The 19,749-nt window shown below is 43.0% G+C and carries 17 protein-coding genes and 1 pseudogene; 12 read left to right on the forward strand and 6 right to left on the reverse strand.

Going from position 1 to position 19,749, the window contains the following annotated elements:
* Positions 1-33 precede the first annotated feature (33 nt).
* Complete coding sequence (locus EQY75_RS09570; protein ID WP_129605370.1) at positions 34-1,839, reverse strand: T9SS type B sorting domain-containing protein; 1,806 nt, start codon at positions 1,837-1,839, stop codon at positions 34-36.
* 139 nt (positions 1,840-1,978) lie between these two features.
* Here EQY75_RS09570 and folE point away from each other — a divergent pair, with 139 nt between their 5' ends.
* From folE to EQY75_RS09595, 5 genes and pseudogenes are all read left to right on the forward strand, one after another.
* On the forward strand, positions 1,979-2,659 hold the full coding sequence (folE, locus tag EQY75_RS09575) for a GTP cyclohydrolase I FolE (RefSeq protein WP_129605371.1): 681 nt from the start codon (positions 1,979-1,981) through the stop codon (positions 2,657-2,659).
* Positions 2,660-2,674: 15 nt separating this feature from the next.
* Positions 2,675-4,155: pseudogene (gene cysS, locus EQY75_RS09580) on the forward strand (cysteine--tRNA ligase).
* The gene (yidD, locus tag EQY75_RS09585) at positions 4,152-4,373 is read left to right on the forward strand and encodes a membrane protein insertion efficiency factor YidD (protein WP_129605373.1); all 222 of its coding nucleotides are present in this window, start codon (positions 4,152-4,154) and stop codon (positions 4,371-4,373) included. The pseudogene cysS and the gene yidD overlap by 4 nt, the downstream one beginning before the upstream one ends.
* Positions 4,374-4,478: 105 nt before the next feature.
* Positions 4,479-5,435 (forward strand): prolipoprotein diacylglyceryl transferase, encoded by a 957-nt coding sequence (gene lgt, locus EQY75_RS09590; RefSeq protein WP_129605374.1) that lies wholly within the window; start codon positions 4,479-4,481, stop codon positions 5,433-5,435.
* Between the two features lie 11 nt (positions 5,436-5,446).
* Positions 5,447-5,938, forward strand: a complete 492-nt coding sequence (locus tag EQY75_RS09595; RefSeq protein WP_129605376.1) for a DUF192 domain-containing protein — start codon at positions 5,447-5,449, stop codon at positions 5,936-5,938.
* Between the two features lie 66 nt (positions 5,939-6,004).
* Here the strand turns inward: EQY75_RS09595 and EQY75_RS09600 are convergent, their stop codons facing one another.
* From EQY75_RS09600 to EQY75_RS09610, 3 genes are all read right to left on the reverse strand, one after another.
* Positions 6,005-6,718 carry a DUF4382 domain-containing protein gene (locus tag EQY75_RS09600; protein WP_129605377.1) on the reverse strand — a complete coding sequence of 238 codons (714 nt, stop codon included), beginning with the start codon at positions 6,716-6,718 and terminating at the stop codon, positions 6,005-6,007.
* A gap of 295 nt (positions 6,719-7,013) precedes the next feature.
* Positions 7,014-7,490: a hypothetical protein gene (locus EQY75_RS09605; RefSeq protein ID WP_129605379.1), complete on the reverse strand. Its 477-nt coding sequence runs from the start codon at positions 7,488-7,490 to the stop codon at positions 7,014-7,016.
* 93 nt (positions 7,491-7,583) lie between these two features.
* Positions 7,584-8,660, reverse strand: coding sequence for a lipocalin/fatty acid-binding family protein (locus tag EQY75_RS09610; protein WP_129605380.1), 1,077 nt, complete (start codon positions 8,658-8,660; stop codon positions 7,584-7,586).
* A 119-nt stretch (positions 8,661-8,779) separates the two neighbouring features.
* On the opposite strand from EQY75_RS09610, the gene EQY75_RS09615 reads away from it, so the two are divergent.
* From EQY75_RS09615 to EQY75_RS09640, 6 genes are all read left to right on the forward strand, one after another.
* The gene (locus tag EQY75_RS09615) at positions 8,780-9,301 is read left to right on the forward strand and encodes an RNA polymerase sigma factor (RefSeq protein WP_129605381.1); all 522 of its coding nucleotides are present in this window, start codon (positions 8,780-8,782) and stop codon (positions 9,299-9,301) included.
* A 51-nt stretch (positions 9,302-9,352) separates the two neighbouring features.
* Positions 9,353-10,264, forward strand: coding sequence for a FecR family protein (locus EQY75_RS09620; protein ID WP_129605383.1), 912 nt, complete (start codon positions 9,353-9,355; stop codon positions 10,262-10,264).
* Positions 10,254-12,764 (forward strand): TonB-dependent receptor, encoded by a 2,511-nt coding sequence (locus EQY75_RS09625; protein WP_129605384.1) that lies wholly within the window; start codon positions 10,254-10,256, stop codon positions 12,762-12,764. Before EQY75_RS09620 ends, EQY75_RS09625 begins: the two co-directional genes overlap by 11 nt.
* A 102-nt stretch (positions 12,765-12,866) precedes the next feature.
* Positions 12,867-14,111, forward strand: a complete 1,245-nt coding sequence (locus EQY75_RS09630) for an ATP-binding cassette domain-containing protein (RefSeq protein WP_129605385.1) — start codon at positions 12,867-12,869, stop codon at positions 14,109-14,111.
* Positions 14,112-14,149: 38 nt separating this feature from the next.
* Positions 14,150-14,527 (forward strand): hypothetical protein, encoded by a 378-nt coding sequence (locus EQY75_RS09635; protein ID WP_129605387.1) that lies wholly within the window; start codon positions 14,150-14,152, stop codon positions 14,525-14,527.
* Positions 14,527-14,904 carry a hypothetical protein gene (locus tag EQY75_RS09640; RefSeq protein ID WP_129605388.1) on the forward strand — a complete coding sequence of 126 codons (378 nt, stop codon included), beginning with the start codon at positions 14,527-14,529 and terminating at the stop codon, positions 14,902-14,904. The genes EQY75_RS09635 and EQY75_RS09640 overlap by 1 nt, the downstream gene beginning before the upstream one ends.
* A gap of 47 nt (positions 14,905-14,951) precedes the next feature.
* Here the strand turns inward: EQY75_RS09640 and secDF are convergent, their stop codons facing one another.
* Together secDF and mdh are read right to left on the reverse strand one after the other, a co-directional pair.
* Entirely contained in the window at positions 14,952-17,903 is a 2,952-nt protein-coding gene (gene secDF / locus EQY75_RS09645; RefSeq protein ID WP_129605389.1) for a protein translocase subunit SecDF, read from the reverse strand.
* A gap of 191 nt (positions 17,904-18,094) precedes the next feature.
* The gene (mdh, locus tag EQY75_RS09650) at positions 18,095-19,021 is read right to left on the reverse strand and encodes a malate dehydrogenase (RefSeq protein ID WP_129605391.1); all 927 of its coding nucleotides are present in this window, start codon (positions 19,019-19,021) and stop codon (positions 18,095-18,097) included.
* A gap of 310 nt (positions 19,022-19,331) precedes the next feature.
* Here mdh and EQY75_RS09655 point away from each other — a divergent pair, with 310 nt between their 5' ends.
* Positions 19,332-19,703 (forward strand): hypothetical protein, encoded by a 372-nt coding sequence (locus EQY75_RS09655; protein ID WP_246019860.1) that lies wholly within the window; start codon positions 19,332-19,334, stop codon positions 19,701-19,703.
* Positions 19,704-19,749 lie beyond the last annotated feature (46 nt).

Here is a 19,749-nt window from a genome sequence, read left to right on the forward strand (position 1 = left end):
ACAAACGGAAGATCTCGGCTAATCAGGAGTGGATTATCGCCTTAGAGAGAAGTGATTGTTGATATATCTGGCTTCTACCCGCTGGTTGTTATCGTCGAGAAAAGAAACCTTAAACCAATAATCGGTCGAAGGTACAGGGGCGCCGTTGTAGGTACCGTCCCAGCCCAGGTAATCCTCCTCCATGACCGTTAGTAATTTACCGTACCGATCAAAAATTTGAACGACGGGTTCTCTCAAGGTTTCTATGCCGATGATTTGCCAGAAATCATTAGATCCATCCCCATTTGGAGTGAAAAACGTTGCAAAGCCCACTACGATAATATTGTCTGTTACAGTACCACATCCATTGAGGTCGTTTATGGTAACGGTATGCATTCCCGGACTTACTTCGGTAAAAACAGGAGAAGATTGAAAGGGTCCGGTATCCAGCTGGTACTCAAAATTACCGGGAACATTATTAACAATTTCCACGGTATTTACAGTCTGAAGATCATCGATAAGGACTTCCGAAATTACAGGAGGTTGTGATACCGTCACACTTACTGTCCTGCTGGCAGAACAATTTAAGCCTGCTGTAGTGTTAGTTACCGTTAAGGTGTAATTGCCTGGCTGAGTCACAGTAATTTCGGGTGTTGTCTCACCGCTATCCCAATTGTAAGTGTACTGGGCATTGGGGAACATTTCACCGATAAGCTCGCCGGTTGTATTTTCACAAATAAAGATTTCGTCCGCAAAGGTGAGCTCCGGAGTTACAACGCCTTGCAGGTTAAATTGTTCAGTAGCATCATAACATCTTGGGTTTTCCAGGCTTGAGATCCTTACGTAAATAGTTTCATTACCCGAACTAAGAGTATATAATTTTGGCAGGGGATTAATACCGTTGTTTGCGTCAGAAAATGAAGAATGATAACTTACCAGGTGCGTTGCCGGATCTTGCGGTCCCAATGCCTCTGCATCCTTGATCTCAAGGTCAAAAGTCCCGTTTTCAACACATAATGCTTCATCGGCAACCGGATGTGAAACAGGCGCTACGGAAAATGCAACTTGCACATCACTGATGATGTCCGGAGGAGCAGGCATACTCACTTGTACTCTGTACATAGCCGAAGTGGTCACAGATAGGGTTGCGGCTGTTTCGCCAGCTATAATTTGATAGCCACTTCCAGTATCGTTGTACCAGGTATAAGCTAAGGCATTTGTAGTTGTAGCGTCGAGCGTGATCGTTTCATTATCACAGGCTGCAATCGGGGCTCCCAATAGATTATTGATAATGGAACAATCTAAGGCATCGTTGGGATTAGTTTCAAATATCTGACCTGAAAACTGTATAGAGAAGCCCGAATTACTGTTACTGAAATTGTTGATCAACAAATAATAGTCCTCTCCTGGTGCCACCTGAATCCAGTCTTCATACTGTAAATTTGCTGTATTCCCTGTGGGGTCTTCCCCTACTCCCATATAGGCGTCTTCATCTCCGTTATCAAAAAAATTACACCGTATCGGGTCGCCCAGCGCTGAGCAGTCTGAAGTCCTGTACAGAGCAAAATCCCAATCTTCGGAGGTATCAAAGCTGATATTAAATCCTAGCTGTCCCGTTGCCCCGGTTCTGAATCTGTACCAGGCCGAGTTGGATTCAATAAATCCTGTTACAGTCGGCTCAAGACAGCCACTATTAGGGGCATTGTTGAAATCATCAGTACCGTAGCCGGAGGTACCACCGTTCACCGGAGTATTGTTGCAGATGGGTATCGCATTGAGGCAATCGTCTGCTACCTGAGCAGACATGCCGTTCAGCATAAGAACAAAGAAAATACAAAGAAGACCCTGAGGTATTCTCATAGATGGTAAAGGTTTACATGTAAATCTCTAAAATACGGGTGTGGTTACCTTAACACTAATTTATGTTGTGTATAGGCCATAAGGCCGCATAAAGTGCCATTTTATGTATATCTTTGCCCTTTGTTTAAGACCTGATTTAATGAAAATAAAGAGTTCTTTGGAAGATCATTTTGAGTCGGTTGGTGAAGACCATATTTCATCGGCTGAAGACACCCCTATAAGACCAGATGCCTTTGTTCTCTCTGACGAAGAGAAAATTGAACGGATTGAGGACAGTGTTAGAGACATAATGTTAACTCTGGGACTCGATTTAGACGATGACAGCCTTAACGGAACCCCCCGCCGGGTGGCTAAAATGTATGTTCAGGAGGTTTTCAGCGGATTACATCCCAAGAGAAAACCAAAAGCGTCTACTTTCAAAAACAAGTATAAGTACGGGGAAATGCTTGTTGAAAAAAATATCACGGTTTATTCCACCTGCGAACACCATATGCTTCCTATCGTTGGGAAAGCCCATATTGCCTATATCTCTGCCGGAACCGTAGTAGGTCTTTCCAAAATGAATCGCATTGTTGATTACTTCGCAAAACGACCTCAGGTACAGGAGCGGATGAACATTCAGATTGTGCGCGAACTTCAGAAAGTATTGGGAACGGAAGATGTAGCCTGTGTCATTGATGCCAAGCACTTATGCGTAAATTCCAGAGGTATACGCGATGTAGATAGCAGTACGGTCACAGCCGAATACGGCGGTCGGTTTAAAGACGAGGCCGTGCGCAAGGAATTTTTGGAATACATCAATCTGGATACGACCTTTTAACCACCCTGAAACCTAATGACCAAGTATCAGGAACAACAGCTTAAAATTCATAATTCCCTAACGGGAAAAAAGGAGAAATTCATTCCTATCAATGATGGTCATGTGGGGATGTACGTCTGTGGACCAACAGTTTACAGCAATGTGCATCTGGGCAACTGCCGAACCTTCATGTCTTTTGATATGATCTTTCGATACCTGAAACACCTCGATTTTAAAGTTCGCTACGTACGAAATATCACTGATGCAGGACATCTGGAAGACGATGCGGATGAAGGCGAAGACAAGATTGCTAAAAAGGCCCGACTCGAGCAAATAGAGCCCATGGAAGTGGTTCAGAGGTATACGGTGGACTTCCATACTATTCTTCAAAAATTTAATTTTCTGCCTCCTAGTATAGAGCCTACGGCCACCGGGCATATTATTGAACAGATCGAGATCATCAAGGAAATCCTGGAAAACGGCTTTGCTTACGAGATCAACGGTTCTGTTTATTTCGATGTCGTAAAATTTAATAAAACCCATCAATACGGCAAGCTGAGCGGACGCAAGCTGGAAGACATGATCAGCAACACCCGTGAGCTCACCGCTCAGGACGAAAAGCGAAATCCTCAGGATTTTGCCCTCTGGAAAAAGGCAGAACCTCAGCATATCATGAGATGGCCCTCACCCTGGGGCGATGGTTTTCCAGGATGGCACCTGGAGTGTACGGCGATGAGTACAAAGTATTTAGGGGAAACTTTTGATATTCACGGAGGGGGATGGACTTGAAATTTCCTCATCACGAATGCGAGATTGCCCAATCAGAAGCCTCCCATGGTAACTCTCCGGTTAAGTACTGGATGCATGCGAATATGCTGACCATGAATGGGAAAAAGATGGCGAAATCTACCGGTAATAATATTTTACCCAATGAGATATTTTCGGGAGAAAACGATATTCTCAGCAAACCATTTGCCCCATCCGTAGTCCGTTTTTTTATGATGCAGGCGCATTACACCAGCATACTCGATCTCAGTAATGAAGCCTTACTGGCTTCCGAGAAAGGCTACCACAGGCTTATGGATGCCTTAAAACTGATCGATGGATTAACCGCTTCGAAAACTTCAAGCATAGACCTGGCTCCCTGGAAACAGCGTTGCTACGATGCCATGAATGATGATTTTAATACTCCGGTATTGATCGCGGTCTTATTTGAGGGGGTGAAATTTATCAATCAGATCAGGGAAGGGAAAGAACAAATTTCTGAGGCCGATCTCAAGCTCCTTTCAGAAACGATGAATGATTTTGTCTTTGAGGTCCTTGGACTTGAATCTCCTGCTCAGCTCAACGCATCTTCTGACAAAATTGGCGGGGTAGTTTCCCTGCTTATCCAATTGCGAAACGAGGCCAGAGCCAATAAAGACTTTGCCACCTCTGACAAGATAAGGGACGAACTAGCGGCCCTGGGGATACAACTCATGGATGGGAAGGAAGGAACTACCTTCAGTATCGTATGAAAAAAATCCTGATAGCCCCTTTTGTATTCCTGGTACGAGGGTACCAACTATTGATCTCACCCTATTTGCCTTCTACTTGCAGATACTCCCCTACCTGTTCGCAGTATACGCTTGAAGCCCTGAAGAAGCACGGTTTATTTAAAGGAGGTTGGTTATCCGTAAAGCGAATCTTTAGTTGTAACCCTTGGGGGGGAAGCGGCTACGACCCGGTGCCATAAATTGATTTAACCTTGTTTACTTAGTGTTATTTTTCTTTTAGAAGCAGGATAAATCTGATCTGCTCTCTGTGTATTTGCTTATCTTAGTCGCTTAAAAAATATCCCATGTATTTCTTAGGATTTATCTGGAATCCGGCTGACACCCTCTTTAAGATCGGATTTCTTCAGATCAAATATTACAACTTGTTGTGGATCATAGCCTTCGCCCTTGGGTGGTATATTATGAAAAGGATCTTCCTCAACGAGAAAAAAACGGTACAGGAGCTCGATTCCCTTTTTATCTACACGGTTATCGCCACCATGTTGGGAGCACGCCTGGGTCACGTCTTCTTCTACGACTGGGCGTATTACTCCAACCACCTCCTCGAGATCCTACTTCCCATACGGGAGCGGGCCGGGAGCAGTTTGTTCGGTATTTTCAACGGCTATGAATTTACGGGCTTTACCGGTCTGGCAAGTCATGGCGCTGCCATAGGAATTATCATAGGGATGTATCTGTATACCCGAAAACACAAGGGCTTTAAGATGCTCTGGATCCTTGACCGAGTGGTGATCCCTGTTGCCATAGGCGCCTTTTGTGTTCGCCTTGGTAATTTCTTTAATTCTGAGATCAATGGTAAAATTGTAGAAAAGTCATTTCTTTTCGCAACTAAATTTGTTCGGGACAGCGACGATATGCCTGCATCAGCAGCAATGCGGATCACCAAGGAAAAAACGGTTAATGCAGCTTATAAGGCCCTGGAAAACAACCCTCAGTTTACGGAATACCTCGAAGCCATCCCCTACAGACATCCCGCTCAGCTCTACGAAGGTATATTCTATATTTTTGTCTTTTTGATCCTGTATTTCCTCTATTGGAAAACAGAAAAAAAGAATTCTCCCGGTTATCTTTTTGGGCTGTTTCTGGTATTGCTCTGGACCATCCGCTTTTTTGTGGAGTACGTAAAGAAAAGTCAGGGCGGATTTGAAGAATCCCTCGGCCTTCTTTCCACAGGTCAATGGTTGAGTATTCCATTTATCGCAATCGGACTCTACTTTATGTTTAAACCCAAAAAAGCATAAAAATATCTTCCATGAAAAGACTGACATGCTTGATCACAGCGGTTGTCTTTGCACTGCTCTTTTCCACGGCATGCAAGGACGTACCTAAAAAAGTTGTCAATACTGCCCCCGTAACTTTTACCAGGGAAGGAACACTTTCCATTTTCAGGGCAGAAACTGATTCCCTTTTGGCGCAGGTCGACATTGAGATTGCGGAAACTGATTACGAGACCCAGACCGGGCTCATGTACAGGGAGAGTATGGAAAAGGATCAGGGGATGTTGTTTATCTTCCCTGAAGAGGCCTACCACAGTTTCTATATGAAGAACACCCGATTCCCGCTGGATATCATTTATATTAATAAGGATCTGAAAGTGAGTAGCATCATAGCAAATGCACAACCTCTGGATGAAGAAAGCCTGCCCTCTGAAAATCCAGTGATGTATGTGCTTGAAGTAAATGCGGGATTGGTCGGTATCTGGGAACTCAAACCCGGGGATTACATCGAGTTCGAAAGGCTGTAAGGAGTACATCAAATACAAAAAAAGCCCTGCACTTGGTGAGGGCTTTTTTCTTGTACGCTTTGATCACTAGTTGTCTATGATATCTGCGGTGGCCTTGATATTTTCTTTCAGGCTATCAGCTATATCCTGGTTGCCATCCTCGTCATTAGGAAAGATTTCGATGAGTCCGTCTTGGTTGTCGTCAGTGGCCAGACTGAGGTCGATCACATTGAAAGAGCTGAGAAACTGGTCGATATCAAAAGTCACTGTAAAATTCACGAGACCGTCTACGACCTGCACTCCGGTATTCCGTCCAACATCCAGGTTCTCACTGGTATCGTGCCAGAAAACAAAGGGAGTACCGTTTATGGTTCCTTCAATATAGATAGACTTGTCATAAAGATCCTCAGTGGCTGGTAGATCCTCATCCTTGTGGAACTTAAACCTCAGTTCCTTGTACAATCCGTCAGGGACTAAAGCCGTACCGATGGTTTGGGTTAAGGCGTCCGAACCATCGAGGAGATCGATCTGATAAGGACCCCTGAACTGGATCTCATCGGTATCCAGATTACTGTTCGGGTCATCGTCATTTTTGAATACAACATCCCGGATAGAGATCTTAAAATCGGTAAAGATCACATTTTCATTCTCCTTCCCGGTAATGGTCATGGATTTACCCGAATTCGCAGAGGAATGCAGGCCCTGAATCCTCAACTGGATTTTTCCTTCGTCGCTTTCGTTGGAGCAACTGGCCAATCCAATAGCCATAAATAACATCAATACATTCTTAATAGATTTCATAAATAAAGCATAAACAGGTTAATATATTTTTTTTATTCATCGGGGAATCCTTTTATTCGACCCTAGCTATATATTAAACAACCGAACTTCGGGAATTCCTGAAAAAAATCTTTTTTCTAAAGAACTGGGGCATAAAACATTATTATAAATGCAATAGCCTATTCTTGTCTGTATTGTTTACTACCTACCCAAACAAGAACTGCCCCAAATATGGGGCAGTTTCATTCGACCGTCCTTCTCTATTTCATGGGGATTTTAAAGAAGAGGTTTGAACAATTTCAAATCCATAGCATAGTTAATTCTTCTCAAATACCAGGGTATCCGTGCTGCCGTCGCCTCCACTGATGTCTATCAGTTCAATTCTGTTAGAAGATCGGGAAGCGATGTCCCAGTCGTCTGTTAATTCCTCGAATGCCGGAGGTGCAGAGAAAAAGATATTAAAATCGACATCGTCCATACTGTCGTAATCGTCGTCATCTGAATTATCGTCATTTGTTACCGACCATGATCCTGTGATCACAGTAGTTCCATTCACAGCCTCGAGACTTCCATCGGTATTAAAAGAGAAGGAGTAGCCGGAGTAATCGCTGGTTTCATCTGTGCCCGAATCCACATAACTCGTAATCGTCCAGCTTCCCGAAACTACCAAATTGGACACTGCCTCTACCGATTGCGAACTTGTTTGCATTTCCTCATCATTATTATCAGAAGAACAAGAGCTGAGAACAATAGCAAGACTGATGAGTGTAAAGTAAAAAATTGACTTTTTCATAGTTGTTGTAGTTAAAGTGTTCGTATGATTAAAAGACAATGATCCCAATTGTGCTCCCATTGCGAATCAGAATCATTGCCCTGATATATATTCCTAAGGATTGCAGGAACTTCTAAATTCGAGTTCATCATCATTGGGCAATCGAAGGTCTACTTCGCGTTCATCGCCATCCTGATCCAATTCGTGCAATAACCATTCGTCATTAAAATCGGGTAAGTCAGGAATATTTATAGTTACGGTTATCGCATTCGCTGACCCACTGGCAGACCAGGTGCCTGGAAAACTTTCTGTGCTCGTATTTGCGGTAAGGGTACCGTCATTGAGGAAGGTAAAGGTATAGCCTTCATACTGCTCATCCAGGTCCATATCATTTCGTTCAAAATCCTTAACATACCAGTTATCACAGCCTGTTACGAAAGCAGATAGTTGTTCTGAGGTGCAGGTATCGCAATCGTCGTCATTGTAGTCGTAATCGTCATCTTCATCGCAGTCGTCCTCGGCTTCATCAATCACGTCTTCGAGTTGTTCGAGATTTGATACCGAAATCTCAGTGCCATCAGAAAGGATAAGGGTAATGGGAAACTCTACATTGACGATCTTGTCATCATCGAGCTCATCGATAAAAAAGTAAAGCTCTCTATCGTTGTTGATGGTGATAGTATCAATGATCTCGTTATTGGTGTCAAAAATAGTTACGGTAATCGGGTAGGCTATATCGATACATTCGATATCGTCATCGTATTCGTTTTCTCCTTCACAGTCGTCCAAATAGTCTTCAAAGACGTCGAGGGAATTGATCAGTACCTCGCTAAAGTCATTGAGGATAATGGTGATTGGAAATTCGATTTCAATGGTATCATCATCATCGTCAAATTCATCCAGGATATCCTCTACAGTATCGAGGTCTTCTTCTGAGTTAACGGTAAGTTCCATTCCATTGACCACAACAGTAAAAGGAAATTCAAGGGAAATGCAGTTGGCCTGATCTACGATATTATCGTCAGATCCGTCTTTCATGGCTGTCCTTTGCAGGAGGTTAGCTACAGCGGAATTAGCCTTGAGTGCTTGCTCCTGAGGACCCTGAATAAACTCTGACTCTTCTTTTCGGCAAGAAGTGATCACCAATGACCATATCAGGATCAGAATTGAGATTTTCATTAAATGTTTCATAGCTTAAATAATATTTATATTCGTCTGTTTATTGATAAAACAACTGAAGTCTAAAATCTCCTGAAAAAATATCCAAAAATTTATATTTATATCTTTAACCGCGTCTTGTCGTAATCATTATGACCAAAGAATTACCAGAAAACGTCTGTAAGGAAGAGACTTTTAAGAGCCTATACGATTCCTACGCTACCGAATTGCACAACTACCTGTATTACAAATACGGAGAGAAATGCAGTCCAAACGATACCACCCAGGAGGCGTTTATAAAATTGTGGGAGAATTGTAAAAAAGTGGTGTCCTCCAAAGCCAGGGCTTTCTTGTACAAGGTAGCTAACAATAGTGTTTTGAATGACATTAAGCACCACAAGGTGGTTCTGCGGTATCGCTTGGATAAACCTTCGGAAGTTACCAATGAAGATCCAGAATACCTTATGCGGCAAGAGCAGTATTTTAAAAAATACCAGCAGGCGTTGGCAAAACTCACTGAGGAGCAGCGGGTGGCTTTTTTACTCAACAAGGTAGAAGCAAAAAAACACAAAGAGATTGCCGAACTCTTGGGGGTTACGAGAAAGGTGGTGGAGTACCGAATCTATTCAGCTTTTAATGTGCTTAAGGAAGAATTGGATGAATTTCATATATGATTCATCAGGAATATTAATGACTGAGTTGTTATATAGGTAAGAGGAATATTTATGGACGAGAAAAACCTATTAGAGAAATGGTTGAGCGACAGCCTTTCGGATACTGAAAAAAAAGCGTTCGAGAAGACTGAGGCGTTTCCATTCTATGAGAAATTGGTTGCAGATGCATCACACTTTAAAGCATCAAACTTTGGGGCTGCCAGTGATTTTGAATCCTTGCGTCAACGCCTGTTTGTAAAGGAAGTTCCGGTCCGTAAGTTAAACCCCAACCCCTGGCTTCTGAGAATCGCCAGTGTTTTTGTAGTGGGGATTGCTCTTTACTATTTCTTGTTTTTCACACCAGAGGTAAGGGTTGAAACTCTTGCAGGACAGCAAACAAAGGTAGAATTGCCCGATGCCTCCCTGGTAGTCTTAAATTCAATGAGCGAAATGGCCTATACTCCCGATAATTGGGATAATGAACGGTCCCTTAGACTTAAGGGAGAAGCCTTTTTTGACGTGGCCAAAGGATCCCGTTTCGATGTCATAACCGAATTGGGTACGGTTTCCGTTTTAGGGACAGAATTCAATGTAAAACAGCGAGACAGCGTTTTTGAAGTGATCTGTTACGAGGGCAGGGTAAAAGTCGTCTCCGGACAACTTACAAAAGAAATCGGAGTTGGGGACCTATTGCAATTTACAGATGGAAAACTACGGCTAAATAAAACTTTCACTGTTAGACCATCGTGGACAGATAATGTCTCAGAATTTCAAAATGCTCCGCTAAGCGAAGTGATCGAAGAACTTCAAAGACAGTACGGCATAAAGGTTGAGCTGGTTAACATTAAGGGTGATGTGACATTTACAGGTGGGTTTGTTCACGGAGATCTTCAAAATGCCCTCCGTTCCATAGCAGAACCTCTAGATCTCGACTTTCAAATTAATAACAATACGGTGGTGACCCTGAAATCTCGTGAGAATTAAAAAAACCGTCTTTCTCTGTTTATCTGCTCTGTGGCTAATCCTACAGGTTCATGCCCAGGAAACCACTACCCCTGTACCCCTTGAACAAATCCTCATGCAGGTGACCCAAACCTCGGGCTATAGGTTTAATTATGCCCCTGCTACTATCGAAGACATCGAACTTGCGCCTCCAGGAGACGGATTGACAATAAAGGAGATACTCCGTTATCTAACCGATGAGACGGGCCTCCAATTCTCAGAATTACCCAATAAATTTATCTCTATACGTCCTGCGAGTCTAATCCTTTGCGGAACCGTAACGGATGAGGCCACTGAGAATCCCCTTGCCTATGCTACCGTTCAATCTGGTGCAGAAGCCGTGATAACAGACGAAAAGGGCTATTTTGAATTGAAAATCAAAGGAGGTGAGGATCAGATCTCTGTACGTTTTATGGGGTACAGAAGTTTTGAAGGACCGGTAGGTGATTATAAAGCAGGGGAATGCCTTAATATAGCCCTTCGTTCCCAGCAACTGAAACTAGCAGAAATCGTATTATATGACTACCTTATCCGGGGAATTGACCAACTCGATGACGGTTCCTACAGCATCGATTTTAACCGCTTCAGTATTTTGCCCGGACTTATAGATACGGATGTATTGCAAGCCGTGCAGGCCTTTCCCGGGATCCACAGTGTTAACGAAACCGTTTCCGAGATCAATATTAGGGGAGGTACCAATGATCAAAACCTCATTCTATGGGATGGTATTAAGATGTATCAATCCGGTCATTTTTTCGGTCTGATCTCTATGTTCAACCCCATGATCACTCAGAAAGTATCCCTGCGAACAAACGGTACTCCTTCCTCTTTAACGGACGGGGTTTCAGGTACAATTTCCCTGGAAAGCGAGGATAAACTTAATCAAGATTTTTCGGGTTCTCTAAGTGGGAACTTTATCGATGTAAGTGGGTTTGTTGATACCCCGCTGGGGAAAAACTCCTCTATTCAGATCGCAGCCAGAAAAGCGATCAACGACTTCGTTGAGAGTCCCACCTATAGCGAATACTTTTCGCGAATATCTCAGGACACAGAAGTGGAGAACAATGTGATAAACGTAGTTAATTCAGATCAGAGTTTCGACTTCTACGATACTTCCCTGAGATGGCTCTGGCAGATTTCCGATTCAGATCAGCTTCGTCTTAACTTTATTTATGCAAAAAACGGTCTCATTTTTAACGAAAATGCTGAGATCGGTAATGACACTGAGACCAGGGAAAGTAGCCTTGAACAAGGTACGCTTGCGGCCGGACTCAATTACAAGCGCCGGTGGAATGACAAGGTGGATACTGAATTACAAGTCTACAATACCGATTACAAACTACAGGCGATCAATGCCAACATCCTAAACAACCAGCGTTTTTTACAGGAAAATACAGTGTCTGAGACCGCAGCACGACTAAACACTAACCTTAGTGTTGATGACAGGCTACAGTGGTCTTTGGGTTATATGTTCACTGAAACAAAAGTCACCAATCTCGATGATGTGGATGATCCGGTCTTCAGGCGCCTTGAAGGGAATGTATTGAGAGTTCACAGCGGATTCACCGCCCTGGCATATTCTTCAGAGAATCGAGCATCCGTTGCTAGAATCGGACTGAGATACAATTACCTCAGTAAGTTACAGCGCCATTTGGTGGAGCCGCGACTGAGCTTTAATCAGAGGATAGGTCATGGATTCAATGTAGAACTTCTGGGAGAATTCAAACACCAAAACACCTCTCAGATCGTCAATTTCCAAAACGATTTTTTAGGGATCGAAAAACGCCGCTGGCAATTGTCAAATGATGAAGATATTCCAGTGATTACAAGTAAACAGGGATCAGTGGGCCTAAGTTTTAACAGGTCGGGCTGGTTAATCAAGGCAGCTGGATTTTACAAGGAGGTTGACAACATTACTACTCAAAGCCAGGGATTCCAAAACCAATATGAATTCACTAGCGCCATTGGCAGTTACACTGCAAGCGGCCTGGATCTTCTGCTGCGAAAACAACTTAAAAATCTGACCACCTGGTTAAGTTATTCCCAATTGAATGCCGACTATAATTTTCAAACCCTCCCCGAGCAGGAATTTCCCAGTAATTACGATATCACTCATGCACTTACCCTTGGTTTGACTTACGAAACCAATCGTCTCCGCCTTGCCACCGGATGGAATTGGAGAACGGGAAAGCCTACTACACTGCCCGATAATCAAGAACCCGTCATCAATAATACAGTCAATTTTCAAGGCACTAATTCTACCCGCTTTTCAGATTATATGCGAGTGGATCTGTCTGCCCTTTACGCCTTGTGTAATGGGCCCGGGACCAGAGCGCAGATTGGGTTCTCTCTCTGGAATTTGCTCAATCGTGAAAATACCGTCAGCCGTTACTTCAGGGCTAACTCTATGGACGAGGCTAACGCCTTTTCCCAAAATTCATTAGGCTTTACCCCTAATGCAGTATTCAGAGTGGATTTTTAAACCTTTAATGTAAAGAACACTCAACGCACTTGCCATCTAGCCTCATTCCTTTAGGTGAAGTCCTATATTTGCATTTAGGGACCATCATCCTATCTTCATCCTATGAAACCGAATCATTGGGCCATATTTACGGAAAACTCCACCCCGCTTAGCGGCCTGTTAGACCAGTTGCTCAACGGACCCCTACCTGAAAATTTTAAATTCCTTCAAGAAAAAAAGGGAGCCCTATTCTCTACCTCTGAAATTCAAAAATGGATGGAGGAAGAGCGCAAACACGATCGGAAGATACTGAGCAGGAATCATTCCCAGAGCCTTCAGTCCATGTCTAGCGGTGAGCGGAAGAAAGCACTTTTCTCCTATATTTTATCTCAACAACCCAACTTTATCATTCTCAATAATCCTTTTGATAATCTCGACCCGTCTGCGCGTGATGAATTTCTAAGTAAAATCAAGGAGCTTCAAGAGTCCACGATTCTGATACAGATCCTGAGTCGTAAAGCCGATTTGCTACCTTTTATTGAGAAGTATGCATCATGGGAAGGCCAGAAACTAAAGATAATATCAGAAGTTCATGAAAATACAAATGCTGATAAAGAAGCAAAAGAATACTTCCCGGGCAACTTACCGGCTTCTGCGCAAAAGCATATCTATAATCTCGACACTTTAGTTGAATTTAATAATGTTTCTGTCGCCTTCCGGGACAAGGTCGTGCTTCAGAAAATCTCATGGAAAATCTCCGTGGGAGATTTTTGGGAATTAAGGGGAGCCAATGGCAGTGGAAAGACCACATTATTATCCTTAATCACCGGAGACAGTCCAAAGGCCTACGGACAAGACATTTTACTCTTCGGCCAGAAAAAAGGGAGCGGCGAAAGTGTTTGGGATATTAAAAAAAATATAGGTTATATCACGCCGGCCCTTACGGACAGTTTCAGGGGGTATCACACCCTTGAACATATGCTGATCTCAGGTTTGGTAGATTCTATCGGACTTTACACCCGCCCCACTGAACAACAGAAAAGCCTGGCAAAGGCCTGGCTCAGCTTACTCGGTTTAGAGGATCACAAGGATAAATATTTTCACGAATTGAGCAAAGGCCGTCAAAGGTTAGTAATGTGTGCCAGGGCAATGATTAAGCAACCGCTATTGCTCATTCTTGACGAACCGACAGCCGACCTGGACGACAGGGCTGCAAAATTAGTGGTACATCTCGTCAACAAACTTGGCAGCGAAAGCAATACGGCTATTGTTTTTGTTTCACACAGAATGGAGCCCGGACTTAAACCCTCATCTATTATGGAATTGGTTCCTACAAAAAAGGGATCAATTGGGAATATTTTGTCGTAATCTCTTATTTTACTATTTTAAAGAAATTTCGTTCAAAAATGCCCTATACCTTAGACCACCGGGTTCTGCCCAAATACCTTGAAGTTCATATTAAGGGAAACATAGTTCCCGGGAAAGAATTAAAGGAAGCTATGGAACGCTGGTCTGAAGTGGCTCAACTGTGTAAGGTTAAAGAACGAAATCTTATATTAGTTTTTATGGATTTGGAAGGAAGGCATTCCACCAGTTCAAAATTCAATTTAGTTGATACCGCCTCCACCTATGGGTGGCAACCAGACTATAAATTATCCATTGTGGTTAAAAATGAAGAACAATACCAGCACCTCTCTTTCACCGAAACCGTGATGAACAATCTAGGGTATGAAATGAAGCTCTTCTTAAGCAAGAGAGAGGCTAAAAAATGGTTGTTCGACTGATGCCAAACAAAATAGAACATACAGTCTACCCCGAATATATTGAGATCACAATGTATGGAACCATACTGCCATCAGTTGAAAAGGCTGAAGCCCTGCAACGATGGTCCAAAATCCTCGACCTTTGTAAAAAGGAAAACCGTAAAAAAGTCCTGGCCGTTTCTCACTTTGAAGGGGTTTACCAAATAGACACCTCTTTTAATCTTGTTGAGAATGCCGGCAAATTAGGTTGGGACCACAGCTATAAACTCGCCCTTGTGGTAGAAGACAAGGAGAGATTCCTGCGGTTGATGTTCATCGAAACCGCAATGATACAGTACGGCTACGAAATGAAATTATTTGATAAAAAACGGGCGGCCATAAAATGGCTCCTGGAGTAAATAAAAAAAGCCGCTTTACAGCGGCTTTTTTTTAGTTCGTAATTCTATTAGTTCTTTTTTGTAATCTTATTTTTTAAGGTGTCGAACATCACCGGTGTAGCGATAAATAAAGAGGAATACGTACCTACAATAATACCCACGATCATCGCGAACATAAAGCCTCTCAGAGTCTCTCCACCAAATATAAAGATAGACAACAGCACCACCAATGTGGTTAAAGAGGTATTCAATGTCCTGCTCAAAGTACTGTTGAGAGCTTCATTGATATTAATTCCTGCATTGAATCCCTTTTCATTTACAATCTCCCTAATTCGGTCAAATACCACAACCGTATCGTTGAGGGAATAACCAATCACCGTAAGAATGGCAGCGATAAACGCCTGGTCGATTTCCATACTAAAGGGCATATACGGGCTGAAGAAAGAAAAGACGCCCAGAACAATAAGTACATCATGAAATACCGCAGCAACCGCACCCAGGGAGAATTGCCATTTTCGGAATCGCAAGAGGATATAGAGAAAGACTACGGCGAGGGAACCGAAAACTGCCCAAACCGCATTTTTCTTAATATCATCAGCTATGGTTGGACCCACTTTCCTGTACTTCATCACCCCGATTTCCTCATTGGTTCCGCCGGGAATAAAATCTTCATAAGAGGCACCGTCCGGGAGGTACTTTTGCAAAGAGGTGAACAAAATACCTAAGATCTCGTCGTCTACTTCCGTTCCTTGCACATCAACTTTATACTTGGTGGTAACCATAATCTGGTTGGCATCTCCAAAAGTCTTGGCACTTGCACTTCCCAGAGCTGCTGAAAGGTCAGTGGTGATTTCAGAAGGGCTTACAGGGTCTACAAATCGGATCTGGTAATTCCGTCCCCCCACAAAATCTACCCCTTGGTCTAAGCCACGTGTGCTTAAAGAAACAATTCCTGAGATCACAATGATCCCCGAGATAATATAGGCAAACTTCCTTTTGCTCAGGAAATTAATGTTCATATTAGTGAACAAATTCTTTGTGATGACCGTTGAGAAAGTAAGTGATCTCCCCTTTCCTGAGATGTACCAATCCACCAATAATCTGGTGATAAAAATAGCCGTAAACAAAGAGGTAAGGATACCGATGATCAAAGTTGTCGCAAAACCTTTAATGGGTCCTGATCCAAATACCAATAAAATCAATGCTGTTAAGCCCGTTGTAATATTTGCATCGAGGATAGACGAAAGGGCATTGTTGAATCCGTCGTTAATGGCCTGTCCTTTTCCTTTTCCTTTCTGTACTTCTTCCTTGATCCTCTCAAAGATCAGTACGTTAGCATCCACAGACATCCCGATGGTCAACACTATACCAGCTATTCCGGGTAGCGTGAGTACCGCTCCCAAACTGGCCAGAACACCAAAAATAAGTACAATGTTAAATACCAGGGCGATATCGGCAAAAATTCCGGCTTTACCATAATAGAACAACATCCAGACCAAGACGAAGATCATTGCAATAAGGAAGGATGTAAATCCGCTGTCTATAGCTTCCTGTCCAAGAGACGGCCCTACGACAAACGAATCGATGATTTCCGCTGAAGCCGGTAGTTTACCTGCCCTAAGAACGTTGGCGATATCCTTGGTTTCATTGACGGTAAAAGTTCCGGTAATTTCAGAACTTCCTCCGGAAATTCCTCCTACCTGTGATACCCCCGGTGCTGTGTAAACCTTATTATCCAGTACTATAGCTATCCCTGTATTATTCAGGTTAGCCTCATTGGTGAGTTTTTCCCATTCTTTGGCACCGCGAACGTTCATATCCATCCCTACTGCAGGACGGTTAAACTGGTCGAACTGGTCTCTGGCATCACTAACAACATCCCCGCTTATCCTCGGCAGTGCATCTCTGTTCGATTTCAAGGCGAATAAGGAAGCAACCTCAGAATCCTGAGATGGGCGTTCCCATAAAAACTTGGTGAATTGTACTTCTGATGGCAGCAGCCTTCTGATCTCAGGCATACGCAACCAGGATCCTATCTCAGCCGTATCCTTTACCGCGGCCACCCCAATAGCAAAGCCAGGACCGTTTAATTGTAATTTCTCAAAAAGCGGATTGCGTTCTGCGGTAAGGTCCAGAGAATCCTGGGCCACATCCGAAAGCAGTGTATCAATCTCAGAAGCCTCCTTTACCTGGTCCTCTGAGGTATCCTCCACCATGGTTTTTAAATTCTCATTTGCCTGGATAAAAAAGTTGATAAGACTTTGATTCCCGGGCTCATAAGTCTCCCAGAATTCGAGTTGAGCCGTACTCGAAAGTAGATCCTGGGCCCTTGCGATATCCCTTGCTCCGGGCAGTTCTACAAGGATTCGTCCGGAAGTTCCTTCCCGTTGAATATTTGGCTGGGTGACACCAAATCCGTCTATTCGTTCCCGAAGTACTTCAAAGGCAGAGACTATCGACTCGTCAATTTTTCTTCTGATAATCGGCTTTACCTGATCGTCAGACATCTGGAAATTGATCTCATCACTCAGTGCTTTATTGGCAAAAATGTCCGGAGATGCGAGTTTTGTATCCCCTTTGATATTTTCAAAAGCTTCAAAGAATAAATTGAGGTAAGTATCGTCACTATTTTTTGATGCGAGGTCAGCATCGGCCAATGCCTTGTTAAAAACAGGGTTTTTGGTATTATCAGCCAAACCTTTAAGGATGTCCTTAACCGAGATCTGAAGGGTAACATTGATGCCCCCTTTTAAGTCGAGACCCTTATTGAGTTCCTTCTTTTTAGCATCCTTGTAACTGGTGAATCCCAGTACCGGATTATCTCCAATGGAATCTAGATATCTGGCTTCCAAAGCTTCACGCTCTGCGACATAGTCATCTAAAGTCGAAGGAATTTTGGCGGCGGCAAAAGCTTCTGCCTCATCCTCTAATTTACTTGTAATGAAAGTGTAAGAAAGTTGGTATATACTTACAATCCCGAACAAAAAAGCAAAAAGCTTAATCAGTCCTTTATTCTGCATCTGAGTTTTGAATTAATTGATGGTATCCGTAAATAGCGTGCAAATATATCATTTCCAAGAGGAACTGACAATATATTTAAGTGATTTATAGGCTAAAAACGACCATGGGATATCTGTTAAATCAGCTCGGAAAAATCCATAAAAAAAGCGCTCCGCAGAGGAACGCTTTCTTATGAATTGACTACTTTAACTTAAAACTGCAGCAGACCGTTGGTTTTCCGAACACCTTCGGCACTTGCCTGCATTTTGTCTTTCTCCGCCTGGTTAAGATCGATGTTTACGATCTTCTCAATCCCGTTTTTTCCAAGAATAACAGGTACCCCAATGCAAATATCATCGAGGTCGTATTCGCCGTTAAGCATAGTTGAACAAGGAAAGAGTTTTTTTAAATCACAGGCGATAGCCTGTACTAATCCGGAAACGGCTGCACCGGGCGCGTACCATGCACTGGTTCCCAATAATTTCGTCAGGGTAGCACCCCCAACCTTTGTGTCTTCCACTACTTGGGCCAGTCGGTCATCTGAAAGAAACTCGGATACCTTTACACTGTTCCTGCTGGCATGTCTTGCCAAAGGTACCATTCCGGTATCGCTATGACCCCCTATAACCATTCCATCTACATCAGAAATAGGAGCTTCAAGGGCTTCAGCCAGTCTGTATTTGAATCTGGCACTATCCAGGGCTCCTCCCATCCCTATGATACGTTCTTTTGGTAATCCTGTGACCTTGTGCACCAGATACGTCATAGTGTCCATTGGGTTACTTACCACGATTAAAATTACATTGGGCGAATGTTCGACCAGGTTTGTAGCTACGGTCTTAACAATACCTGCGTTGATCCCGATCAATTCTTCCCTGGTCATTCCGGGCTTTCTGGGAATCCCAGAAGTAATCACGGCAATATCACTACCTGCAGTTTTTGAGTAATCACCGGTAGTCCCGGAAATTTTAGTGTCGAAACCATTGAGGGAAGCAGTTTGCATCAGGTCCATGGCTTTTCCTTCCGCATATCCTTCCTTGATATCGAGAAGTACTACTTCTGAAGCAAAATCTTTAATGGCAATGTACTCTGCGCAACTCGCTCCTACTGCACCGGCGCCCACAACTGTAATTTTCATATTTGTGTTTTTTAGCTTGTTATCTTCAATTGTCATTAGCCGTGAACGGTCTGTTTTACCTGACTTATTCAACGACTAAAAGAGTAGCAAAAATAGGAAATTATGATGTACCAGATCCTCTGGGAACGAGTAATATTTAGGATGGTGGAGAAATATTATTAGAAAATAACAATGGCCTTTATTGCTCGCCTAACGTGACGTTTATCGAAATTATGGCTATTGAAGGTGCTGTTCATCGAAAAATGGCAATACAGGCTGACTTTAGGTCGTTAGATTCCTGCAACAGATCCCAAATCTAAAAACCTACATTTTGAAAAAGCTTTTTTCCCTCATGGCTATTGTCACCATTATCTCGGTGAGTAATTGTACCCGAATCCCTGAGAACAACGATCCCATAATCGGAATATGGTCGAAAATTGAATTTGCTGATAACTCCGAAACCGGAAGACAAACAAATCGGCAGGAATGGATTTTTAATGATGTTTATTTAGGGCGATATCATTCGTACGACGGAAATCAATTATCAGTTAAAACCGACTTTAGCTGGTCTCTTGATCAAGGTATTTATACCATTTCATATCCCGGTACGGATATGCCTGCACATCAGGTAAGCATGAAAAAATCTGATGAAGGAACGGTTTTAGAAGATATTCAAGGGAACGTCCTTGCCTTGAGAGAATAAAATATTACCCTGCTTTATTTATCCCCTTAAATTGAAAACAGCCTTC

Origin of the sequence: Muriicola soli (genome assembly GCF_004139715.1) — a bacterium.
In the GTDB taxonomy this organism is placed as follows: domain Bacteria; phylum Bacteroidota; class Bacteroidia; order Flavobacteriales; family Flavobacteriaceae; genus Muriicola; species Muriicola soli.